At 46.5% G+C, this 23,286-nt stretch carries 16 protein-coding genes; 6 read left to right on the forward strand and 10 right to left on the reverse strand.

Annotated elements, in window-relative coordinates:
- Nucleotides 1–4 precede the first annotated feature (4 nt).
- Both Q365_RS0101260 and Q365_RS0101265 read right to left on the reverse strand, forming a co-directional pair.
- The gene (locus Q365_RS0101260) at nt 5–373 is read right to left on the reverse strand and encodes a glyoxalase superfamily protein (RefSeq protein ID WP_028021634.1); all 369 of its coding nucleotides are present in this window, start codon (nt 371–373) and stop codon (nt 5–7) included.
- Between the two features lie 412 nt (nt 374–785).
- Nucleotides 786–2,768, reverse strand: a complete 1,983-nt coding sequence (locus tag Q365_RS0101265) for a replication initiator protein RctB domain-containing protein (protein ID WP_028021635.1) — start codon at nt 2,766–2,768, stop codon at nt 786–788.
- A gap of 1,375 nt (nt 2,769–4,143) precedes the next feature.
- Here Q365_RS0101265 and Q365_RS0101270 point away from each other — a divergent pair.
- The 6 genes from Q365_RS0101270 to Q365_RS0101295 all read left to right on the forward strand — a co-directional run bounded on the left by Q365_RS0101270 (nt 4,144) and on the right by Q365_RS0101295 (nt 11,739).
- Entirely contained in the window at nt 4,144–5,352 is a 1,209-nt protein-coding gene (locus tag Q365_RS0101270; RefSeq protein ID WP_028021636.1) for an AAA family ATPase, read from the forward strand.
- Nucleotides 5,353–5,356: 4 nt separating this feature from the next.
- Nucleotides 5,357–6,325, forward strand: coding sequence for a ParB N-terminal domain-containing protein (locus tag Q365_RS0101275; protein ID WP_028021637.1), 969 nt, complete (start codon nt 5,357–5,359; stop codon nt 6,323–6,325).
- A gap of 113 nt (nt 6,326–6,438) precedes the next feature.
- A complete protein-coding gene (locus Q365_RS0101280) occupies nt 6,439–8,505 on the forward strand; it encodes a GNAT family N-acetyltransferase (RefSeq protein ID WP_245621465.1) in 2,067 nt (688 codons plus the stop codon).
- On the forward strand, nt 8,502–9,251 hold the full coding sequence (locus tag Q365_RS0101285) for a phosphatase (RefSeq protein ID WP_028021639.1): 750 nt from the start codon (nt 8,502–8,504) through the stop codon (nt 9,249–9,251). Before Q365_RS0101280 ends, Q365_RS0101285 begins: the two co-directional genes overlap by 4 nt.
- A 142-nt stretch (nt 9,252–9,393) precedes the next feature.
- Nucleotides 9,394–9,783 carry a hypothetical protein gene (locus Q365_RS0101290; RefSeq protein ID WP_028021640.1) on the forward strand — a complete coding sequence of 130 codons (390 nt, stop codon included), beginning with the start codon at nt 9,394–9,396 and terminating at the stop codon, nt 9,781–9,783.
- Between the two features lie 297 nt (nt 9,784–10,080).
- Nucleotides 10,081–11,739, forward strand: a complete 1,659-nt coding sequence (locus tag Q365_RS0101295; RefSeq protein ID WP_028021641.1) for a DUF342 domain-containing protein — start codon at nt 10,081–10,083, stop codon at nt 11,737–11,739.
- 105 nt (nt 11,740–11,844) lie between these two features.
- Here Q365_RS0101295 and Q365_RS0101300 read toward each other — a convergent pair whose 3' ends face one another.
- The 8 genes from Q365_RS0101300 to Q365_RS0101335 form a co-directional block, all read right to left on the reverse strand.
- The gene (locus Q365_RS0101300; RefSeq protein WP_028021642.1) at nt 11,845–13,962 is read right to left on the reverse strand and encodes a type I secretion system permease/ATPase; all 2,118 of its coding nucleotides are present in this window, start codon (nt 13,960–13,962) and stop codon (nt 11,845–11,847) included.
- Nucleotides 13,955–15,886, reverse strand: coding sequence for a bifunctional diguanylate cyclase/phosphodiesterase (locus tag Q365_RS0101305; RefSeq protein WP_028021643.1), 1,932 nt, complete (start codon nt 15,884–15,886; stop codon nt 13,955–13,957). The genes Q365_RS0101300 and Q365_RS0101305 overlap by 8 nt, the downstream gene beginning before the upstream one ends.
- A 6-nt stretch (nt 15,887–15,892) precedes the next feature.
- Complete coding sequence (locus Q365_RS0101310) at nt 15,893–16,561, reverse strand: transglutaminase-like cysteine peptidase (RefSeq protein WP_028021644.1); 669 nt, start codon at nt 16,559–16,561, stop codon at nt 15,893–15,895.
- Nucleotides 16,562–16,577: 16 nt separating this feature from the next.
- Complete coding sequence (locus Q365_RS0101315; RefSeq protein WP_028021645.1) at nt 16,578–17,171, reverse strand: OmpA family protein; 594 nt, start codon at nt 17,169–17,171, stop codon at nt 16,578–16,580.
- Between the two features lie 13 nt (nt 17,172–17,184).
- Nucleotides 17,185–18,495 carry a TolC family outer membrane protein gene (locus Q365_RS0101320; RefSeq protein WP_028021646.1) on the reverse strand — a complete coding sequence of 437 codons (1,311 nt, stop codon included), beginning with the start codon at nt 18,493–18,495 and terminating at the stop codon, nt 17,185–17,187.
- Nucleotides 18,496–18,549: 54 nt separating this feature from the next.
- Nucleotides 18,550–19,950: an HlyD family type I secretion periplasmic adaptor subunit gene (locus tag Q365_RS0101325; protein WP_028021647.1), complete on the reverse strand. Its 1,401-nt coding sequence runs from the start codon at nt 19,948–19,950 to the stop codon at nt 18,550–18,552.
- A gap of 181 nt (nt 19,951–20,131) precedes the next feature.
- Entirely contained in the window at nt 20,132–21,439 is a 1,308-nt protein-coding gene (locus Q365_RS0101330; RefSeq protein WP_028021648.1) for a sigma-54-dependent transcriptional regulator, read from the reverse strand.
- Nucleotides 21,436–23,244, reverse strand: a complete 1,809-nt coding sequence (locus tag Q365_RS0101335) for a sensor histidine kinase (protein ID WP_028021649.1) — start codon at nt 23,242–23,244, stop codon at nt 21,436–21,438. Before Q365_RS0101335 ends, Q365_RS0101330 begins: the two co-directional genes overlap by 4 nt.
- Nucleotides 23,245–23,286: the final 42 nt, after the last annotated feature.

Here is a 23,286-nt window from a genome sequence, read left to right on the forward strand (position 1 = left end):
GGTGTTACCCATCTTTTTCTATTTTCCACAGTGATGACGGCACCTCTAGCTCCGACGCATCGACGCTAGGGTTGTCTTCAATGTGAAGAGAAAAATCCGAGTAAGGTTTTCGACCGATCAGCCAACCGAAAGGAACAGACGTGTACAGTGAGTTATCCAAGAGCACACGTTGCGTGCTCGATGCTTCGCCTTTGGCCTGATTATTGGCGCAATGCTCGGCAATTTTTAGCACCTGATGCCAGCTTTCAAAACCATTTTGGCGTGCGATCGCTTCCAGCGCCTGCATGTGGGTACATTGCAGGATACGTCGCTGTTGTTTCGCTTGCCGTTTAAAGGCTTTGAGATCTGAGGCGCTCAGGATCTTGGAAGTCACAGTGTTCCTTTGGATCATTGACCGGTGAAAATACGCGCTGCGCGGCCCACTCACGACAAGCATCCCTTCCGGGTGACAACCAAATTCTTAGAAGTTTTAATTGGGGGGATATTGCGCTTGCTTTGCCAGTGTGGACGGCAGGCCGATATCTGCGGCACTGGTTAAACGCTAGCACTGCATTAACGACTTTGCAACATCTCAAGGTGTGACTAATTTATCAAATTGTCATATTGATAAGTCTATTGCCGAAATTTTGGGCAAAAAAAACGAGCCATCGGGCTCGTAAAGGGTTAGCAAATAATGCATCGGGTGGCCCCGAATGCCAATAGGACAAAGGTATCTATTCGCCTTTAATCCTAGTAGCTTCGCAATATTGCCATGTCAGAGTTCTGTCAATACAGCGTCATGTTTATTAACCACCAGACGCGACTTCATCGAGAACTGTTAGCACTGAATTGTCTAAATGACCGTCATACACTTGGCGACAAACCTTACGTCGTACAGCCAGTCCGGAGATCAGACGTTCTATTGACAGATGTTTAACATCTTGCTGCTGATTATAAAACTCGATGGTTTTACTCAAGGTCTCATACGGCATGATATCGCCGTCTACCCTCAGCCAATCAAGCTTCTCCATGAATGCCTGACACTCTTCCGCAATCGTTGCAACAGGATGGCCCGTCATTGCAGACAACGCGGTAATACTGCGCTGCAGCGCTTCTGGGGAAGTGTACTTCGACAAGGTGATCGTCAGTTCATCCGCGTTGATCTCAACCAGGTGCTTACGTTGCTTAACACGACGCCCCAAACGGCCTCCGCGCTTTTCTTTACGCTGGATCGGTTCAAACTCACCATCAATGATCCCGGAAAGCTGATCAAGGTCTTGCTTAGGCAAGATCTCATTACGAAGCGGGTTAGGCATAGTCGGTGCTAAGGATCGTTTCCCTTCGTTGTATGTTTTTGCTCGCGAATAACGGATCACTTCGTCGACGTTACACTTGATGTCAATTCTGAAGTCGGAATGCTTTTTGTCGTCATCCATTCGGGACACGGTCAGATGGTAACCGTAAAGATTCAGGGCAAACACATCCTCAGTTTGTGTTTCCTTCTTCGCCATTTTGCGAAGCTCGCGGATCAAATCACTCGAAAAACGTCGCCATTCGATGTTTCTAGCGATTTTCTGGTTCAAGTCACTCAATGTCATGGAATCTTCTAATCGACGCGACATACGGCTTCTGAAGAGGCTATAGAGCTGAAATACCAGGGTATGTTGACGCAGGATCTCTGGCGGGAACAAGAAAAAGTAATCGCGTGTCATCAATTCTTCAAAGAACGATGGTTCCCAAACCAAGATATATAGATTCGGTTTAATACGAATTTCGCCGTCTTCACCTTCTCGAGGTGCCTCTTCAGAGGCCGTGATCGTACGAGCAATAAATCGGAATCGGTCACTCTTAAAACCTTCAGGCATGTTTTCACTCAGCCAACGGCCCGTTAATTCATGCAACTGAAAATCTGTAAATTCAATACGATCGATACTTTCTCGGATCGAGTCACGGGCAGGACCACTGTCTTTTTTACCACGAAGTGACAAAATATCAGTGATATACACGGGCGTTTTGTTGCCGACCTTTTGCGTTTGCAGTTCATAATTTGGCAGATGGTGATCGTGGTATTGAACCGTCAGCGTGAACAATGCAAATAAGGTCATCAGATCATCCACAGTCATGATCGACTTGGAAGATCGTGTTTCGATGATCGCTTTGGTGCCGCTGATTGCGACCATGGATTTTTGATAGCTCTTTTTCGTGCGTGGTGGCGCAAGCGCTTGGTCGATGATCCCAGCCCAACTGGTTGGTGCGATCACAATATGATCTTTCTCATCTTGCATCGACGGAGGAATGCCCAAACCATGTTCGCTAAGCAGTTGTTTATTGACATGATTCTGAGCTAATGCTTTGGAGCGCTTCTGTTTCTCCATCACTTTTGTCTTTTCAGACATTAGACCTGAAGCGCCAAGAACAGAGATTAGCTGGCTTGGATTCACAAAGTGATGAAGCATGGTTTTACCAGCCAAGCCTTCTTCGAATCGAACGCCTTGTTGCTTAAACAATCCAATCTGTACTGCGGCACGAAGGCGCTGTTGGATTGCAGCACGAGTGAGATGGCCATCTGTGGCTTCAATCAGTTCCGTTGTAGAAACGTAGCCATCTTTCGATGCAAATCCACGTAACGAAATTAAGTTCAGCAATTCGAGAATGCTTTTGGTCACCCCTTTGAAATGTTCATACTGAGGGAGCCAATCGATCAATTGACCATGAACTTGAAATAAGTGTCCATCTTTGTGTGATCTTGGCGCTGTGATCAGTATTTTTTCCACGGGGTTTGAGGCCATCTCGCCACAGCTCCTTGTTAAGCTGATAGGTTATCAGAATACACTTGACCGTAATTAGGCCATCTTTCCGAGAAGATTAATAGAAAAAAAACAAGAATGAAAGATCTTTTTTGAAGAGTCTTTTTAACTGATCTTTATGATTATATAGGATCTAATTGATTATATGATCTTATGATCAGGTTGAGTTTTTTCCTGTAAGGCATTGAAATTAATATTTATTATTTTCGCACTCTCCGAAAGAATGATCATGTTAAGAGCGGAAAGATGATCATTAAATGTTTGAAAGCATGATCATTAGAAGCCCGAAACTATGATCATCAAACGCATGAAAACGTGATCATCAATGGTCCAAAAGAATGATCATGGTTGAATCACAGGTTATCCACAGATCGTTGCGGCCCTATTGGGTATAACGTTTGATTTGTACGTCTAATTTGGTCGTTAGCGCTTAAATAGCTGCGGAAAGATGATCATGAAAATGCTATTTGGACTTATTTTTACATGTTTCTGCGCATACTGAGCGGTAAGTTGGACGATACTGACACAAGTTTGTGCTTGGATATGTTCAATTGAAATAGCATCAAGCGTATTCTAGTCGCGTATGCATATGTGTCCGTGATACGAAAGAATGATCAAGACGGTCATTTGGTATTTCAATTGAATACGTGCATTCATCGTTCTCTCGCTCTGATCGGGCTCTTTAGTGCCTGATTCTGCTCTCGATTCAGTATTGAGAAGGCATGAGCCGTAATTTAGACGGTGTCATTCATCGTTCCGAGGTTAAATCCCTGCGCATTTACAGTCGATAATGTCTTGATCATTTTTTCGGTCTAAGAGGATCCAACTGCAGAGAGATATGGTGATTTGTTGCACTGAATATCGCCTTGATCATAGTTCCTTTGTGTTTCTAATTCTTTGGAAAGATGATCAAGGTATCTTTCCGCAACGTCCTTCTTTACATGGGCATACCTATCTACTTCTTGATCATTGTTCCGTAAACATGATCAAGAGACAGCCGTTGCCCGCTCAATTGATGTACCCTCCCCTTTCTTTTTGCCGTTTTTGTCACTCGTAATGAAAGATGCCATGTTGAAATGCACTATGCCGTAATCTAGTCGGATGTTTTCAACGTTCCGGTTATTTTGTCTTGTTTATCGTCGTTATATCGGTTTACATTGTAAAAAGGTGACGCCGTAACACTTTAAAAAGTGAATGATTTCGACGTGCATAAGACTCAGAATTTTGCACAGTTATTTGCCATATTGACGTAAAGTGACCGCGATCTTGCTTTTTTAGCAACTCGTTCAGCTTTTTATTGTAAGTACTGTTATATGTTGTACAATCATTTTAATTCTCTTTTATGGCGAAAAGAAAAATGAATAGGGAAAAGACGATAGAAAACCTGCAAACTATTGCAGAGCAAACCAAACAGGTACAAGCCGACAGAATTGAAATCGTGATGGAAGAACGTCACGATCAGTTGTTCCCGCCAATGTCTAAAGCATTGATGGAAACGCGTTCTGGTTTAACCCGTCGCAAGCTTGATGAAGCGATTACGCGAATGGAAGAAGCGGGACATCAGTTCACCAAAAACAACGCCAACCACTATTCGATTACGTTAGATGAAGCCCACAAGATTATGGAAGCGGCAAAAATGCCAGCGTTCCATCAAGGTAAAGGGGCAAACCATAAGCCTTGGGTGATCAACATTCAAAACCAAAAAGGGGGTACCGGTAAGTCAATGACTGCGGTACATCTCGCGGCGTGTTTGGCGCTAAATTTGGAGAAACGTTACCGTATCTGTTTGATTGACCTTGATCCTCAAGGGTCACTGCGTCTTTTCTTAAACCCTCAAATCAGTGTTACTGAGCAAGAGGGGATATATTCTGCTGTTGATGTGATGTTGGAAAACACGCCTCAGGAAGCTGATAAAGAGTTCATGATGAAAAATGTGCTCTTGCCGACTCAATACCCGAATTTGAAAACCATTGCAGCTTTCCCTGAAGATGCGATGTTTAATGCCGAAGCGTGGCAAAGCCTTGCGACTGATGGCTCATTGGATGTGGTGCAGCTTCTCAAAGAGAAGGTCATCGATAAAATTGCTGACGAATTTGATGTGATCATGGTGGACACTGGCCCGCATATTGATCCACTGGTTTGGAACGCGATGTATGCGTCAAATGCCTTGCTGATCCCTTGTGCGGCAAAACGCCTGGATTGGGCTTCGACGGTTAACTTCTTCCAACATTTGCCGACGGTTTATCAAATGTTTCCAGAAGATTGGCCTGGGTTGGAGTTTGTTCGCCTTGTTCCGACTATGTTTGAAGATGACAACAAAAAGCAGGTATCTGTGCTTACTGAGATGAATTATCTGCTCAGTGATCAAGTGATGATGGCAACCATTCCACGTAGTCGTGCGTTTGAAACGTGTGCCGATACCTACAGCACAGTGTTTGACCTGACTTCTCAGGATTTTGAGGGCGGCAAGAAAACACTCTCTACCGCACAAGAAGCGGTTCACCGAGCAGGACTGGAGCTTGAACGCGTGCTTCACAGTCACTGGTCGCAACGCAATCAGGAGTGATTAAATGGCCATTAAAACCTCTGAATTAAATGCGCGTTTGTTTGGTAAAGCGGATAAGCGACGCGCATCCACGGTACAGGAAGCGCAAAAGGCGGCCTCAGAAAAAGCGGCTGTGATTGAGTTGTCCGTTGCGGGTGAAGCGACGGTAGAGTTCGAACTTGTTCGTGTCGCTTCAGCAGATGTCGTGACCCGAACTTCAGTGTTTGCTGAAAATGCGCGTGAACAATCGTTCCTAAACGAGTTGGCGCTGTCAGATATTTTGGTGACCCTGAAAGATCGTGGTCAACAGTATCCGGCCGTTGGACGCTGGCTAGAAGGTAACAAGATTGAAGTGCTAGACGGTAGTCGCCGTCGCATGTCTTGTATCTTAGCAAACCAAGACTTTCTGATTTATGTCGCTAAGGGCATCAACAGTAAGCATGCGAAGTTCTTATCCGATGTTGCGAATGCACATAAGCCACTTTCGCTTTTTGAACGTGGTAAAGAAATGCAGACCATGCTTGATCGTGGCGATGTGCTTGACCAAAAAGAACTGGCAAAAGTCTGCCAATGCAGTGAAGCGCTAGTGAGTGGGGCGCTTAAGGCGGCAGCGTTGCCTTTGGCGCTGTTGCAAGCTTACCCAAGCGTGGGCGAACTTGGTCGACCAACCATCGTTAAGTTGCACCGCATGTTTTTCTCACTGACTCAAGAAGAACAAACCGTGTTCTTGGTGAAGTTGGATGAGAACCCTGTTTGGAAAACCGTGGATGCTTCAGGCGTAAGCCGAATTACTCGTGAAGTCACTTTGATTTTGGAACAGTGGTGCGAGTCTTTGAAACCTGTGGTTGCCAAGGCTGAAGCGCCCTCAACTGAACTGGTTAAAGGCCGTGCAACGTATCGCCGTAAGGGTGACGCGCTGTCGATAAATTTGAAGAAGATGAGCGAAGAAGACGCGGAAGCGATTCTATCATTCATTAAGTCGCGTCTTGATTGACGTATTCTCTCTTCATTTCTCGCCAAATTAAACGTGCCTAAAGGCACGTTTTTTTTTGAATTCTACGTCGTTCCGGTATCATGACTTAGTGATTGATAACTTGTGGCGACCCTGTGCTTTCAGAACCCAACTCTGCTCTACGACAACTCCACCAATTGGTAACGCGTGGCAATGTGCGCGTGCCTGTTTTCATTCGCGGTGACCGAGACTTCGCGTTCAGTTTGATGCAAGCAATACCCGACATCACAGTCGTGACCGATGATTCGAATGACGTCAGTGCGTTTACGTTTCAGCGTTTACGGTGGGGCGATGCTAAGCAGTTATTAGGGCAGGAAACGGGTTCTCTGGCGCTTGATGTACGCCAGCACATTGATGTTGAAAAACTATGTGCGATTAGCGGCTGTATTCGTGGTGGTGAACTCCTGATTTTTCTCGTCGATAATGGGGAAGAAAAGGCTACGTCAGCATTTCGCCAGCGCTTTTTGGGTTTTGCCTCCCATGCTAATGCGGCGTTGTTTTGTCAGTCGGGACTTATATCGCTACCCAAAACCGTTATTAATGAATCCCCAACCGTAATGAGAACGGACACAACGTCGGATCAAGATATCGCTATTGACGCGATTGTTCGCGTATTGTCTGGCCATCGTCGTCGTCCTGCATTGTTGGTTGCTGACCGCGGGCGAGGGAAGTCGTCTGCTATGGGGTTAGCTGCCGCCAAGATGATGCAGACCGCGAAGAAGCGACTCCTTGTCACTTCACCAACCGTCGCTAATGTCGAAATTTTGCTTAAGCATGCTGCTTCTATGAGTGGGATTAGTCGCAACGGCAAGTATGGGTTAAAGGGCGAAAATGGCAGTGAACTCTCCTTTGTTGCTCCTGACTCCTTGCTGCTAAACAAACCTGATTGCGATTTGTTGCTCGTTGACGAGGCGGCAGCAATTCCGCTGCCTATGTTAGATACTTGCCTTGAACACTATAGCCGCGTGGTATTTTCTTCTACTGAGCACGGTTATGAAGGTACTGGCCGCGCTTTCAGTATCCGCTTCCGTCAATTGCTGGATGAGAAAACAAAAAGCTGGAACGAGGTTCGATTGGCTCAGCCTATCCGTTGGTCTGAAAATGATCTTCTGGAGCAGTGGCTATTCGATGCTTTCTTGTTTGATGCAGAGCCCGATTATGTCGCGACGAAAGATGATGTGAGTCTTCGCGTTATCGAGCAAAGCGAACTGTTGGCGGACGAATCTTTGTTAAGACAAGTCTTCGCGCTTTTGGTCAGTGCTCATTACCAAACCTCTCCCAATGATTTGGTTCAGTTACTTGATGGTCATGATCAGTTTCTGATTGCTGCGTTTAAAGGCGAATCGCTGGTTGGCGTCGTTTTCGCACAACAAGAAGGTGGGTTTGACGATGAGCTGGCGAGATCCGTCGTGGCTGGTAAGCGTCGTGTGAAAGGTCATCTTCTCGCTCAGAGCTTAGCGACGCATACGGGAATCATTGACCCTTTGTTAAGTCCTTTGCTTCGTATAACCCGTATCGCAGTTTTGGCTGACGTTCGTCACTGCGGAATAGGGCGTTCGCTCATTGATGCGATGGAACGCTTGGCGACGCAAAAGGGGATTGCCACGATTGGTACCAGCTTTGGCGTCAATTCTGATCTATTCCAATTCTGGTCATCGTTAGAATATCTTCCTGTGCGGCTTGGTGTGTCCAGAGACGCCGCAAGCGGCACGTATTCATTGCAGATGGCAAAGGCACTCTCGTCTCCTCCAAAGTGGATACATCAGGCACATACGCTTTTTGCTTTGAACTTCCCGCTTCAACTTCATGAACAATACACTGTGATGAGTCCCTATCTGATTGCTCAGCTTTTGTATCAGGTGCCGGGCATCGACACACCTAGTGAGTTGGCAGAAAAGCAGGTAAGTCTTTTTGCACAAGGTGCGCTCGGTTATGATTTGGTGACAGGAAGCCTATGGCGTTGGTTTATCTATTGGCTATCACGAAACAACGCGTTTGCTTACCAAAGCAACGCGTGTATGGCACTGATTGAACGCGTTCTAAATCGTCATTCTTGGCAAGATGTTGCCAAGGATTGTGGCTATCAGGGACGGAAAGAAACCGAGTCTGCCATTCGCTTATGGGTGTCAGAACAACTCTCCAACGAAAAGGAACTCGTATGAAATTTATCGCCGACACCCATACGCATACACTGGCAAGTGGTCACGCATATAGTACAGTGATCGAAAATGCCGCCGCTGCAGCGAAAGCTGGCCTTCAGTTTATGTGTGTCACTGACCACGCCACAACCATGCCAGGCGCACCGCATCACTGGCATTTTGTCAATCAACGTGTATTGCCTTCGTCACTGAGCGGCGTTCGACTCCTAAAAGGCGTCGAGGCCAATATCTTGAATGGGGAAGGTGAGCTTGATATGCCCCTCTACGTCTACAGCGATCTTGAATGGGTGAATGCGAGTCTTCATGAGGCAGTGTTCCGCGCTTCTGATAAAGCCACACACACGCAGGCATTGATTAATGCAATGAGATCTGAGCGCGTAGACGCCATTGCACATGCAGGTAACCCTTCTTATCCCATCGATGCGGAAGCCGTTGTACGCGAAGCGGTTAAGTGTGGTGTGGCCATCGAACTTAATAATTCATCGCTTAATGGATCCAGAAAAGGTAGCGAACCGAACTGCTTGACTCTTGCCTCATTAGCGAAAGAATTGGGCGCTTGGGTCACAACGGGCTCGGATGCGCATTTTTCACATAATGTGGGCGACCTTGCCAGTGTGTCTGAATTGATCCAGAAAGTGGGCTTACCTAAAGACCAAATCATTACCTCTGACGCCACTCTATTTGAAGCGTTTGTCACCAAGCGCCAATCGATACGAAAGCAAAGGGTGCAGGCTGATTCATCTCTGTAAGTGATTTACACTGTAAACCCTCAAAATTAAACATTCTTTCATGACTTGCGCGTCTAACTTTCAATACACTTGGTGTAACGGAATGCTAATATAATACAAACTTGCTGCAAAACGCTTCGTTGGTGCGGTGGGGGGAGCCAGTATGATTAAGACCTATGAAAAGCTATGCGATGTATTGATTGAACAATCTGGCGGCGAAAGTGCGTGTAAGCGATTTCAAGAGCGCGTCGAATTAGGGAATGGTGGAATCCATGCCCGATTACATGTTGCTCCACACCATATAGATAATGATCACGAAGAATCTGAGTTTGGACACCGCGTCCTCATTCGTGATGTCAGCAGAAGTGGCCTTGGACTTGTGGCCGATGAAGATATTGAACTTGCAGCCTGCTGCTATTTGAATGTGGTTGATGTCCCACAGTTAAAGGGCAGCCTCGTCTATCAAAATAGCGAGGAAGAAGGCAAGTTTCGATATGGTTTTAGTTTAGATGAATGGCTTTCTGATGAAATGCACCAAACACTGTCACCTTAGGTGTGATATCCACACAATATCCTGAGTAACTCACTGATTTTAAAAGCACACTGATGCAGTGTGCTTTTTTTGTATATGGCTTATCAAGATTAATCCCGCTCAATTAAAGCAGAATGGTTAAAACTCTCTATAATTCATTTATATGACTCGTGTTTGATAACTGAGTCACTTGTAATTTATTTAATGCGATCTGAATCTAACTTGCCCCTAACGGTGATACTGTCTGAGTCTTGCATCTGGGTACAATGCTAGCGTGATGTTCGTTCGTATTTTTAATTTTCTGATTTAGGGGATTCCATGCTGCAACAGCTTTTGCGGCTGTCTAATGATGGTCGCAGGGTATACATGACCGTAGTATCAAAGGCAGAAGAAGATGCACCCCGTATAGAGAAAAAACATATTGTAAACTGGTTACAAGAACATAATGTGGCCAGCTTTTTTCGTTTCGACGAAACAATAGAAACTGTTCTCGATAAAATCAATGCATCGAATGATGAATGGAAAGGGGAGCCTGATGACGTTGTTGTGGCAGAACGCCGCGATGCGACGGTTAGCGCTCGATTCGACGAGCAAAAAATGACAGCGCTTCTTCGCGTAAATGGCGCTTGCGGCGGTAACCCAATAAAAGGTAACGATTTACTTGGAGCGTTAAAAAAATCTCAGATTGTTCGAGGCGTTAAAAAGCAAACTTTGCAGAAGTTGCTGACAGCGTCTGCTCGTTTAAAACCAGGTGAATACCTGGAAGTTCCTATTGCCTCTGGAAAATGGCCGACACCCGGTGAAGATTCAAAGATTGCGTACCTAGTTCAAGACAGTAAAGCGCGTGTACTAAGACCTCAGCAACGTGAAGATGGGACCGTAGACATGCGTGACCTCGGTAAGATGATCACGGTACAAGAAGGACAACCACTCGCTAAACGAATTCCGCCCACTAAAGGTATCGAAGGATTTCGAGTCACTGGAGAAGTCCTTCCAACAACAACGGGCAAAGACTTACCACTTAAGCTTTATCCTGGTAGTAAGTTCAGTGCGAATGACGAGAACGTTATCGTGTCTGAAACTGCTGGCATGCCGATTCTTCATCCTGACGGCGTGGAAGTGGACAATGCGCTATGCATGAAGGCGGTCACTGTTGCCACGGGTCACATTGACTTCGAAGGTAGTGTGGTTATAAACGGTGACGTTCATGCGGGCATGAAAGTCAACGCGACTGGCTCAATTACTGTCGGTGGTGTGGTGGAGTCAGCGACACTTGAAGCTGGCGGAGACATTGTCATCCACAACGGCATTTTGGGGCGTCAAGTTCAGTCAGATCAGGAAATTACTACCAGCATTAAAGCAAATGGTTCTGTGATCGCAAAGTTTGCTCAGTATGCGAGTATTGAAGCAAAAAAAGACATCACCATTAGTCAGCACGCCATGCACTGTAAAACATACACCCATAATCATCTCATTGTCAGTGATCAGGCTAAGCGAACCGGTACACTGACTGGCGGCACTCACATTGCTGAGCGAGGCGTTCAAGTTGTGACGCTTGGTGCGGCTTCAGGTGTACATACTCATGTTTATGCGTTTACTGGCTTGAGTAAGTTGATGGAAGAAACGCAGAGTTTGTCGAAAGAACTCGACCACGAGCACGAACAGTTGATGAAGGTTAAAGATGCTGAATTAAAACTATTGCAGCAACCAGCAAATAAGCGACCTGACGAGCTTATAGAGCGCTTGTCGTGGACTAAAACACACCACTTTGAACGTATTGCTGAGATTAAGTCAAAAATGGAGAGCAGCGCTTCTGAGATGAGTGCGTTATACCGCAGGTATTCCATTGATGTATTGAAAAATTGCTACCCAGGAGCACATGTTCATATCGGCGACACTGTCTTGAATATCTCTAACGAGTATGGGGCTGGTCGCTTTGTCACAAATGGTAGAGAGGTTGTCGCCGAGCCGCTTTGATACCGATACCGTCATTTACACTGTAAAACTGTAAATAAGACGCTAAATTGAAACGAAAAAAAAGCACCTTCGGGTGCTTTTTTAATGGGTAACGTTTTGTACTAGTTAGCCGGCTTTCTGAACCTTGCCTTCTTTGAGTGCTTGAAGCACTGCCATTTTCGACCCGTCAGCAACAATGCTGCCTTGTTCGATCACAATGATGCGATCGACGATATCTAGCATGCCCGTTTTATGGGTGTTCAAGATTAACGTCTCGTCACGACGCAGCGTCGCCAGTTGCTGCTTAATGTATTGCTCTGAACGGTTATCCATGGCGCTGGTTGGTTCATCCATCATCAATACGGGTGGTCGGCTAAGTAAGGCGCGTGCAATGGCGATAGCTTGGCGTTGGCCTCCAGACAGTTGATTACCCCCTTCACCCACTTGTCGCTCCAAACCAGCAGGGTCACGTTGTGTAAATGTGGTCACCCCTGAACGGTTGGCTGCATCGAGAATGTCGCGGTCATCCGCCAATGGGCGTCCAAGCGTGATGTTGTCGCGAATAGAACCAAAGAAGAGCGTAGGGTCTTGCGGTACACAGCCTATATTACGTCGTATGTCGATATTATGGATTTGGCTGATGTCGGTCTCATCAATCCTTACTGAGCCTTCTGTAGGGTGATACAGGCCCATTAGCAAGCGACTTAGGGTTGTCTTACCCGAACCAATACGCCCGATGATCGCGACCTTCTCTCCAGGAAGAATGGTAAAGGAGATATCGCGTAGGGCTGATACTTCTGAATTGGGGTAGTTGAAGTTAACGCGATCAAATTCGATTTTCCCGCGAATGATGGGGCGGTGAATATAGCGTTTACCTTCTTCTTGTTCTGACGGCATCTCCATCAACTGGTTGATGATTTCCATCGCTGATTTCGCTTGGTTGTATCGGGTAGATAACAGAGAAAGCTGTACCAGTGGCCCAACTGCACGAGAGCTCAACATGGTTGCAGCAATCAGGCCACCCATGGTGAGGTCACCATTGGAGATGAGATAAACACCGAATACGATCATTGCGACGCTAACAAACTGTTGGATAAACCCTGCGGCATTTTGCACTGAGTCGGTTAAGCGACGCGTTTTAATCCCCCAGTTAGCCATGTGCGCCACGGCTTCTTCCCAACGATATTGAAACTGGCTTTCTGCGCCAAATAACTTAATGGTTTCTAGCCCCGCAAGGCTCTCAATCAAGTTGGCATTCTTCTGTGAAGAAAGGCGAGAGCCTTCTTCAATGGTGTGTCTTAGCGGCTTTTGAATAATCATGGCGTGAATCATGAGTATTAACACAGCCACAATGGGGACGAGAACCAAGGGGCCAGCCACTATCCAAATGACGAACAGGAAGAAGAACGCAAAAGGTAAATCTATTAATGCGGATACGGACGCTGAGGTGAAGAAGTCCCGTATCGACTCAAACTCCTGCATATGCCGCGCAAACGCGCCGACAGAAGGAGGACGAGCCTCCATCCGAATGCCCATGACTTTTTGGAAAATACGGGCAGAAATCAAAAGGTCAGATTTCTTGCCAGAAATATCGATAAAGTAACTTCGCAACATCTTGAGCACGAGGTCGAAGATGAAGATGACGAAGACGCCACTGGCTAATACCCACAAAGAATCAAAGGCAAGGTTAGGCACAATTTTGTCATAGACAATGCGCGAAAATATCGGTGTTGCTATTGCAAAGGTGTTGATGAATATCGACGCAATCAATACATCTCGATAAATGGATCTGGATTCCCAAAGGGTGCTCCAAAACCAGTGTCCGGAACGTTCCTTTAATATCTCCGGTGAGCGTTCGTCATATCGAAAGCGTTTTTTCAGTAGGAAAACACGGCCTAAGTATTCTTCATCCAAATCGGTGATCAGAACAACGTTAGACGTGGTTTCAGTATGGGGGGTAACAATTTCTGCTTCCCCCTTTTCTTGGTTGATACCCAGTAGTACACAGGCTTCATTGTTTTTGAGAAGTAAAATACAAGGGCACAAGAGGCTCGAGAGATCACTAAGACTCATTCTTGTTTCTTTGGCATCGATGCCAGCGCGTTCTGCTGCGCGAGGAAACAGAAATGGCGCTAGGTAGCCGTCTGAAATCGGCAAGCCTGATACTAATGCATCAGGCGAGTTTGATTGACCGAAGTAGCGGCTAACGTAAACCAAAGATTGCAAGAGTGGATCTTTAACCATGATTCTCTACTTTCTTCTCAAAGATGAACCCTTGGAAACCGCTAACAAACAGTTCAGAAAGCTTGTTGAGCTGGGCTTCCGTTTCTACTCGAGTTGCAATGGTGGTTATGTTTAAGTTGTGTGCCGTTCGACAAATGGAAGCAAGCACATGGCTTTGCGCTTCGTCATCAAGGTTGCTGGTGTAAGCAAAGTCAATTTTGACGTATGACGGTTTGAACTTGTTGAGGTAATCCAATGACTGGAAGTTACGCCCGTAGTTATCAACGCCAAATCCAAAGTTGAATCTGTGTGCTTGTTCGGTCAGCAAACTGACGTGGTCTGGGAAACGAACGAATACACTCTCGGGTATTTCAAAGAATAGACGTCCTGCTAAGTTTCTATGTTTTTGCATTGCAGTCGTTAGCCAACGAATGAACGATGCATTGGTAACACTGTTTTGCGTAATGTTGATAGCCACTGGCCCAAGGTCAGGTTCGTCTGTTAACCGTTCAATCATGTGGTTCACTACGTACCGGTCGAACGATTCGCCCAATTGCAATTGTTCAACAGCCCCGAGGAAGTGAGCAGCACCGTAATAGTCGTCGCCTCTTTCAATGGCTGAGAATACTTCACGGTGGATAACCTGCTGGTCGCTGGTTGATGCTGGCTGGAGCTTAAATACAAACCAATCATGCGCGATGGCATCCAAAATAAGGGCTTTCCATTGTTGTTTGCCCATGGATGAATCGTTGGCGGTTTGGTCAATCATCGAGATTGGGTGGCTAGGCGAGTTACGCGCCTGTGTCAGTGCGTTGTCCACTTGAGATAGCAATACACTTGGGTCGCGGTTTACGGAGTTGTTGACCGCTAAACCAATAGCCACTTTGGGTGGTGTGATCCCCATAGGGTCGTGCTGCATATCGTTGACGATGGCAAGGAGGCTTTCACCAATGAGTGTCAGTTCTTCGCTGCTGCAATTAGGCGCCAGAATGACGAATTCGTCTTTTGAAATACGTGAAGCCGTGACGTCTGCATCGGTAAGGGTTGTGTTCAGTTTTTTGGAGAACTGAGTGACCAGTGTGTCACCTTGCGCAAAGCCTTGGCTCTGGTAGGTGTCAGTGATCAAATCTACCTTGGCCATCACAAGGCCACCCACGGCTGATTCGGCGAGCCACGATTTTAGCTGACCCACGAAGAAGCTGCGGTTACCGAGGCCGGAAACGGTATCTCGATAAGCATGCTCTCTTAGTCTGTCTGCTTCTTTCGCTTGCTGGTCGAAGTAAGCTTCAAGCTGGCTACTCATCTGGTTAATGGCTTTTACAACGGTTCTGAGTTCGGTGGTCGGCGGCAGTTCGATCGGTTCACCAAATTTATTACGCGCAATGTCTTTGGCGCGTTCGGTGATACTCGCCAATGGTTTAAGCGATCGACTTAGCTGAACAGCGATGATCAGCATGGCGGCAACAAACAACGCACCAATCCAAATACCAAGTTGGATGGTGGAGTGCCACATTTCGCGATACGCGTAACCAGGGTGAGAGACCACTTTGACTTCTGCTAGCTGAAGCCAACCGCTGGTAAACGTCCGTTCTTCTGTGATAACAGGGAAGAGGTCCAATGAAATGTACCAATTCGGCACCCCTTCGACGGTAACGGGATACTTGCGAATGATCTCACTGCCATCGGAGAGCATTTTCAAGCGAACTTCTTGATAGAAGCCGCCATCAAATAGGGCATTGATAACAGATTCAGTAGCGACTTTGTCATCGTCTTCTAGATACGGTGCGAGCGCGAGCCCCATCGAGTTGATTGTGTTATTAACCTCAGCAGATTGCTGAGTCAGCAGGAAGTTACGAGTGGTGTTAAGTTCAACGCCCGTCACTGCTAAGATTAGCAGGAAGAATATTGCCAACATCCATGTAAACAATTGCCGGTATAAAGTCATAGACATTTACCCATCATAGTTTTTGATCGGTCTGTTTAGCTTGACAGACCCCATACGCGCTCTGAGATCGTTCCACAATCCTAAGCGCGATGATTTACCTGCAAGCTCACCTTTACCGCGTTCTTTCATGAGCCACAACCGGCTACCGTTAAAACTGTATACCGGAAGCAGATCTCGTCGTTTCGACGCCTTTTTTATTTCAGGATTAATATTGTCTAGCAGAACCGGCTCTGAAGAAGCAGTGGGATAATAAGCAACAACCATGTGAAACTGGTTTAGCTCTATGGCTTTTACGTAAACAAGCCTGAGCTTCTTATCATCGACACCTAACTCTCGTAACGTGAAGTACTTGGCAATACTAAAGTCTTCACAGTCACCCGCAGCGCTACCTAAAAACTCCAGTGGCGTTGCCCAGTAATCCTTCTTTCCCCACAGGTCGATATCATTGACAAAATAGAGTTGGTTAAAGAAATTGTTAACCGCTGCCAACTTCTCCTGCTCGGAGAGGTTGGCAGAGTCCGCAACCACGTTACGCCACGCCGTAACGCGCTTTCCTGCTCTTTCGCCATAAAAACTTGCCACTTTGTTAACCCACTGAGCATCAGTGCTGTTAAGTGCAAACGTCATTATCGACGGCAACAGGAACAATGAAAAAAGCGCCGCACGCTTAAGCATTAAGCGATCTCAACACTTATTGTTCCCGTCGGGTAAAGATGGTCCATGCTTCTTTTATATCTCCTTTCAATCCTTTAACCCGACCAACGACACGTCTGTTAACCAATTGTGTGGTTTCCGTGCTGTCAGCCAACATCAAATCGCCTTCACCAAGACCGAGTATGGTGAGACGGCTGGCATCTATGCCTCTTTCAATAAGTTGTGCTTTTACTGCTTCCGCACGTCGGATAGACAAGTCAGAATTGTAATCGTTAGACCCAATCGAACTTGTATGTCCTTGAAGTTCAAGAGAGGTTTCGGGATAAAGATTAAGGAATTCCGCCATTTTGTCCAGTGCTTCTAAGTAAGCAGGTTCGACAATTGCAGCATCGTTAGCAAACTGGATTCTTAGTGAATTGTCACTTTCATGTAAAAGGTATGTTGGACAGCCATCATTGTCGATTATCGCCACGCTTGGCGTATCGTCACAATAGTCGCGTGCGTTAATAACGCCATCGTTATCGGCGTCGAGTAAATCGGAACGTTGTTCAGCAAGGGGAGGTGCATCGGCGGAGATAGAGCATCCGCTAATGGCCAACAGAATGCTGCTGAAAAGCCAAACGTATTTCATGAATCAAACCTTCTTATTCAATAACGGGATCAAGCCATTCCTCCGGAACATCGACACGCAGGGCATCAAGTAAATTGCCCATGCTGTTGAGCACGCGGTACTTGGCGGTGATGTGAGCGTAATGAGCATCTAAATATGAACGACGGGCCTCAAACAATTCGTTTTCGGTGTTCAACAAATCAAGCAGTGTCCTTCGGCCGATTCGAAACTGCTTCTCATAAGCAATGACCGTTTCGGAAGCCGCATCAACATGTTGTGCGAGATAGGTTTTTTGTTGTTCCGTCAATTCATATGCGCTCCACGCGAGACGAGTACTTTCTCCTAATAGACGAGATGCATTTTCGAAAACATCTTTAGATTTGTTGAGTTGGTAAGCGCTGCGGCGAACGTTCGCGCGATCGCTTCCTCCATTATAAATGTTGAAACGAAGGCGCAGCATGGCGCTGAATTCGTTGACCTCTTCTTCGACGCCATTGGCGTCTTCCGTCCAATTCTGGCTGGCTTCGAAAGAGAGGGTTGGATAGAAATTACCTTTGTTTTGTCGATATTGCGCTCGCGCAGCATCAATGTCGTAGGTGGCGAGTTTAATCACAGGGTTGGTGGCGAAAGCCACTTCGATCGCCTCAGCTTGGTTTTGCGGCATGTAGAGCGAGTCCACTTCGGGATCAACCGGCGAATCAAGTCTCACACCGACAAGACGGAAGAACTCAGTATGAGCGTCATCAAGATTGCTTTTTGCTGCGAGCATATTGGTAAATGAGCGAGCAACACGTGCCTGAACTTGCGATAGATCGGCGGTGGAACCAATGCCTGACTCTGCACGGCGCTGAATGTCTGACAGCATTTTGTTGTGCACTTCAACATTGGCTTCCGACAGTGACAACAGTTGTTTGGCAAGCAGCACTGCCACGTAAGCTTCGGTCACTCTCAGGGACTTGTCCTGAGCATCTGACAGCAATTGATAACGCTGCGCTTCGGCTTCAAATTCGGTGCGATCGATATTGTTACTCGTGGTGCCATCCCAAATTAGCTGAGTAAGACTGAGATTGGCATCCTTTCTGTTGTAGTCCTGTTTTCCGCTGGCTTGTGTGGAACTGTTGTCGATATTCTCGAAGCCATATCCCGCGTTTAAATTAATATCGGGCAGGTATTCACCTTGTGCAGAGTTAATGTCCTCACGATTGCTCATGAAGTCATTGAATGCACTTTTCAATTCGGGATCTGTCGCCATCGTGGTAGCAACAGCTTGTTCGACCGACATCGACCATGCTTGTGTGCATAGCGTACTGACGGCTGACGCAATAAGTAGCATTTTCCAGTTCAAAGCACATTCCCCCTTAATTGGCTGAATAACCAACCCAAAACTTGACCGATCAGCTTATTCTCTGAGTGCTGATTTCTGAGCCTGTAAAATTGGTTTCAATAAATAATCAAGCACACTGCGTTTACCGGTAATGATGTCTGTCGACGCGGTCATTCCGGGAATAATAGGCAGTTCTTCGCCATCACCAATGTTGTTAGATTCGGTGCGAATTTTGACAAGATAGAAGCTATTGCCTTCTTCATCCTGAATCGTATCGGCACTGATGGTTTCTAGAATCCCGGTTAATCCGCCATACACGGTAAAGTCATACGCACTGAATTTGACGATAGCTTCTAAGCCTGGACGCAAGAATGCGATGTCCTGAGGGGCGATTTTGGCTTCAATAAGCAAATTGTCTTCACTGGGGACGATTTCCACCAAATCCATGCCCGGCTGAATAACCCCGCCTACCGTATTGACGTGTAGTTTCTTAATGGTTCCATCAACGGGACTGAGCACGACGGTACGTTGAACACGGTCAGCCAGCGTGACTCGGGTCTCTGTCATGGCGAGCAGTTTGTCTTCAACGTCGTTTAATCGCTCTTGCTGTTCACCTCTGAACTTCAACGCGACATCAATATGCTTGAACACCATCTCTTGCAGTGATGAAGAAAGGGAGGGCAACGAAAGCTCCGCCGAAGATAGCTCTCTTTTGGTATCGTTGACCTGACGTTGTAATTTCAACAGATCAATTTGAGGAACCACACCTTCATCCGCCAAGGGCTTCGTGATGTTGTACTCTTCGAGAGCATAGTTGTAACTTTGCCTGAGGTTTTGTACGCGAGACTTCACCTCGATCAGTTCTTGTTCTTTCTGACGTATTTGCTGAGAGGTAACGGAAAGCTGATTTTGCAAATTGTTGAGTTTTTCTCGGTACGCCGCACGTTGTCTCGATACTACCGAGCGGTGTTCGTCTTCAAACTTGGGCTGAAAAACCAAATCGTTGCGTGGCAACGTGACGGACTGCTGCCAGTTATTAATGTCTGTATCTGGGTTGACTACCACGGAGTTAACCAGCGCGCTTAAGGTCACGGAGTCACCCTGCAAGCTCGTTAATTCTTGGACACGCTCTCGAAAGTCCGAGCGGAACATGGTGTCATCGATCAACAGCAGCTGCTGATCTTTGGTGACAACATCCCCTTCTCGGATGAGCAGTTCCTTCACCAATCCACCTTCTAGGTTTTGCACAACCTGAAGCTGAGACGACGGAATCACTTTTCCTTGCCCAACGGTGACTTTGTCTAATTCTGCAAATGATGCCCAGACAACACTGATAGAAAGAAATAGCACGATAACCCACAATAAAACTCTGGCACTTTTGGGTGAAGACAGTAAAAGTGCGGCCGTTTTATCGTCGATATAATCGAGGTGTTCACTGGCTGGCAGTCTGGCTCCAGACTGATCCCGTTTTGTCATTGTTTTACCAACTATAAAATCAACGAAACTTACTATGTAAGAGTAGTTTAACTATGAGAATCTCACGAATTTGAATCAGTCTACTGACAGTGCTCTGTCTCAATGCTCTTAAAAATGAGAATGTTGATATTATTGTCAGTGTCAGTAAATATGCGGGCTGTAGAGGAATTAAGGGCTGGAATCAGCCCTTGAAGTTTTCTTTGTCTAAATCGTGTTTCTTTAGCTTTTCATATAAAGTTTTACGCGCCAAACCCAGTTCGGTTTGCACTTCCTTTAACATGCCGTTGTGTCTATTGAGGGAATCAAAAAGAATCGCCCGTTCAACCTTTTGCATGCGTTCGCTCAGAGAATCATGTTCATTGTCATGGGTACTTTGACCGTCTTGGCTAAGAGGCTGCTCGCCCATAAGAACCCAACGTTCCGCATAAGACCTCAACTCTCGCACGTTGCCATGCCACGGATGATGACTGATCTTCGCTTTTAGCGCTGAATCGATATTTGGTGGCGCAATGCCGAACCGAGAGGCGGTTGTTCTTAAAAAGTTTTGGCACAGGGTGATGATGTCGTCTTGTCTTTGACGTAATGGCGGGAACACTAGCGTGGTTTCTGAGAGTGACGTTAGCAGTGGTTGAGAAAACCTGTTTTGCTTGGCGCTTTCGGAGAGATCTATGCGCGTTGATGCGATAACTCGCGGCCGAGGAGACACCAAAAGCCATTGATTGAGTTTACTTTGCACTTGAGGGGGGAGTGATTCAATACCATCAAGAAAGAGAGTACCTTGTCCTGCCGCTGCTACCTTGCTGTTTTTGTGGGTGGGCAATGTGGACAAAGCACCATGTTGTGAGCCAAATAATTCTAGCTCCATTAGGGCTTCGGGTGTTTGACGGCATTTAAAAGCCACGAAGGGTTCATCTTGGCGATTGCCGTGATCGTGGATAAATCGCGCGGCTAGCTCTTTACCTGTGCCACGTTCGCCTTGCAACAATACGTCGCCGGATTGATCTTTTAGATGAAAAATAGAGCGCCGTAGTTGTTTTATTGATTCACAGTTTCCAAGGATTCGGGGGCCTGGTGCGCTTTGCGTCTCCAATTCCCGTTTCAACTCTCTGTTCTCAATGACCAAGCGGCGCTTTTCGATCCCCCGTCGTAGAACATCCAAAAGGTGGTCTGAAGAAAAGGGTTTTTCGATAAAATCGTAAGCCCCTTTTCGTATCGCCGATACGGCGGTTGAAATATCGCCATGTCCGGTCAGCATGACCACGGACAATTCAGGATCAATCTGTTGCGCTTGGGTGAGAAACGTCATCCCATCCATGATGGGCATGTTGATGTCAGAGACAATCACGCCTTCAAAAGTGGAAGAAAGCTGCGCTAGGGCCTCTGTCGCCGATGAAAAAGCCCGTGATTGATACCCTTCAATCTCCAAGGTTTGGCTTAAAGCGTCTCGAATAGCGCGCTCATCATCAATGATCCATATCTCGTGCGTCATGCTGGCGTATCTCCATCGTAAAGCCGCTGCAGGTTAACAATAAATTCTGCGCCTCCAGAGGTATGATCTCGCACTTGTAAGCTGCCGCCAAAGCCTTCAATAATTCGACGACAAATCGTTAAACCAAGCCCAAGGCCTTCCTTTTTCGTTGTGTAGAAAGGAGAGAAAATGTGCTTTTTGGTGCTGTTATCCATGCCGGGGCCGTTATCCCACACATGGATCGACACTCGGTCTAGATGCGTTTCAATGGTCATGCCTATTTGTGCAGAAGGTTGGTTGGCGACTGCTTGAGACGCATTACTTAACAGATTCAGGATCACCTGCTCAAGTTGAACGGTATCGGCATTCACAATCAGCCCCTGCTCTGGGATCTGGCAATCAATATGGATACCAATTTTGTTGAAGCTAGCCTCAGACAATTTGATGGATGCATTGACCACATCTTCAATGGCAGCGCGTGATTTGCTGTCACTGTTTTGTTTGCGCGCAAAGATCTTAAATCTTGCAACGATGTCGGCCACCAAACCTATTAACTCATTCATCGTGGAGAGGTTTCTGTTAACGGCGTCATAGCGCTCTCTTTGCATCAGCTTAATGCTGTTCTCTGTATAGGTGCGCATGGCAGCAAGAGGTTGGTTGATTTCATGGTTAATACTGGCTGACATTTCCCCTAACATGGCCAGTTTGGCGGCTTGAATTAGCTCTGATTCAGTTTGGCGCAGCGCTTGTTGCGTCTCTTCATATTGTTGAATACTTTGACGTAATGCGGAGTTGGTTTCTTCAAGGCTGGCGGTACGATCTGCGACCGTTTGTTCCAGACCATCATTGAGTTTGGCCAGTTTCCTTTGGGTTTTTAAGGTTTGTATCCAAGCGGTGATCACCAAGACAAGAAGCACGTAAAACGTCGCGAAAAGTAACATGGCTTGGATAACAACAGGCCAAATATGGGTGGTAGGAATAAAACCATAAATCCGCCAGCCAGCACTGCCGAGATCCGTACTTGATAACAAAACGCGAGATCTATCTTGTGCTTGGATCCCCAAGGACAGGGTAGACAAAGGCTTAAGCGACGCGAGATCGGCGTAATGAGTCAGACTGCTGAGTGATGAATTGCCATAGCGACGAGAAGCACGGATGGCGTGTTTTTGATTTTCTGTCAGTTTGGCAAGAGATTGGTAGAGCCATTCATCACGTGAACTGTAGAAGACCACACCGAGTGGGTCGGCAATCAAGTAGTCAAACTTTTGCTGATCCCAAATTCGCTCAATGATTGATAGGTCGACCTTCAGGGTCAACACGCCAGTAATAGCGCCCTCATCCCAAACGGGATAAGAAAAATAGTAGCCACGTTTATCCGACACGACGCCCAACGCATAATACCGACCTTTGTTGCCTTCCATCGCTTGTTGGAAGTAAGGACGATAGTTGTAGTTGTGCCCAACGAAACTGGCCTCTTCTTGATGATTACTGGAAGACAGCGTTAAGCCATTGCGATCCATCAAATAGATAACATCACTGTTTAAGCGTGTATTCCAATCAGAAAGAAGTTGATGGGTATTTTTAAGAAGACGGTGGCTGTTGGGGACTCTCAATAGCCGCTTTAAGCGCGGGTCAGCGGAGAGCACGACAGGGATCTCGCTATATCGCGCGAGCTCTGCGGTGAGCTTTTCTTGAAGCTGATAGACATCATTTTCAACGTCATCATTAAGGCGCTCTTCAACGGATAAGTATGTAACCGTCGCAACTATCGACGCTAAAAGTAAGCCAACGAGAGTGACGATCGTAATAAAAACTTGGCGAGGCATAGCTTCCCTGATGAGTGATGGGGCGTTCTGCTAATTGAATAC

Origin of the sequence: Enterovibrio calviensis DSM 14347 (assembly GCF_000621165.1) — a bacterium.
Taxonomy (GTDB): domain Bacteria; phylum Pseudomonadota; class Gammaproteobacteria; order Enterobacterales; family Vibrionaceae; genus Enterovibrio; species Enterovibrio calviensis.

Coding starts and splice junctions, on each gene's coding strand:
- Q365_RS0101265 (WP_028021635.1), bottom strand. CDS start 2,768: ATGGCCTCAAACCCCGTGGAAAAAATACTGATCACAGCGCCAAGATCA.
- Q365_RS0101270 (WP_028021636.1), top strand. CDS start 4,144: ATGAATAGGGAAAAGACGATAGAAAACCTGCAAACTATTGCAGAGCAA.
- Q365_RS0101275 (WP_028021637.1), top strand. CDS start 5,357: ATGGCCATTAAAACCTCTGAATTAAATGCGCGTTTGTTTGGTAAAGCG.
- Q365_RS0101285 (WP_028021639.1), top strand. CDS start 8,502: ATGAAATTTATCGCCGACACCCATACGCATACACTGGCAAGTGGTCAC.
- Q365_RS0101290 (WP_028021640.1), top strand. CDS start 9,394: ATGATTAAGACCTATGAAAAGCTATGCGATGTATTGATTGAACAATCT.
- Q365_RS0101295 (WP_028021641.1), top strand. CDS start 10,081: ATGCTGCAACAGCTTTTGCGGCTGTCTAATGATGGTCGCAGGGTATAC.
- Q365_RS0101300 (WP_028021642.1), bottom strand. CDS start 13,962: ATGGTTAAAGATCCACTCTTGCAATCTTTGGTTTACGTTAGCCGCTAC.
- Q365_RS0101305 (WP_028021643.1), bottom strand. CDS start 15,886: ATGACTTTATACCGGCAATTGTTTACATGGATGTTGGCAATATTCTTC.
- Q365_RS0101310 (WP_028021644.1), bottom strand. CDS start 16,561: ATGCTTAAGCGTGCGGCGCTTTTTTCATTGTTCCTGTTGCCGTCGATA.
- Q365_RS0101315 (WP_028021645.1), bottom strand. CDS start 17,171: ATGAAATACGTTTGGCTTTTCAGCAGCATTCTGTTGGCCATTAGCGGA.
- Q365_RS0101325 (WP_028021647.1), bottom strand. CDS start 19,950: ATGACAAAACGGGATCAGTCTGGAGCCAGACTGCCAGCCAGTGAACAC.
- Q365_RS0101330 (WP_028021648.1), bottom strand. CDS start 21,439: ATGACGCACGAGATATGGATCATTGATGATGAGCGCGCTATTCGAGAC.
- Q365_RS0101335 (WP_028021649.1), bottom strand. CDS start 23,244: ATGCCTCGCCAAGTTTTTATTACGATCGTCACTCTCGTTGGCTTACTT.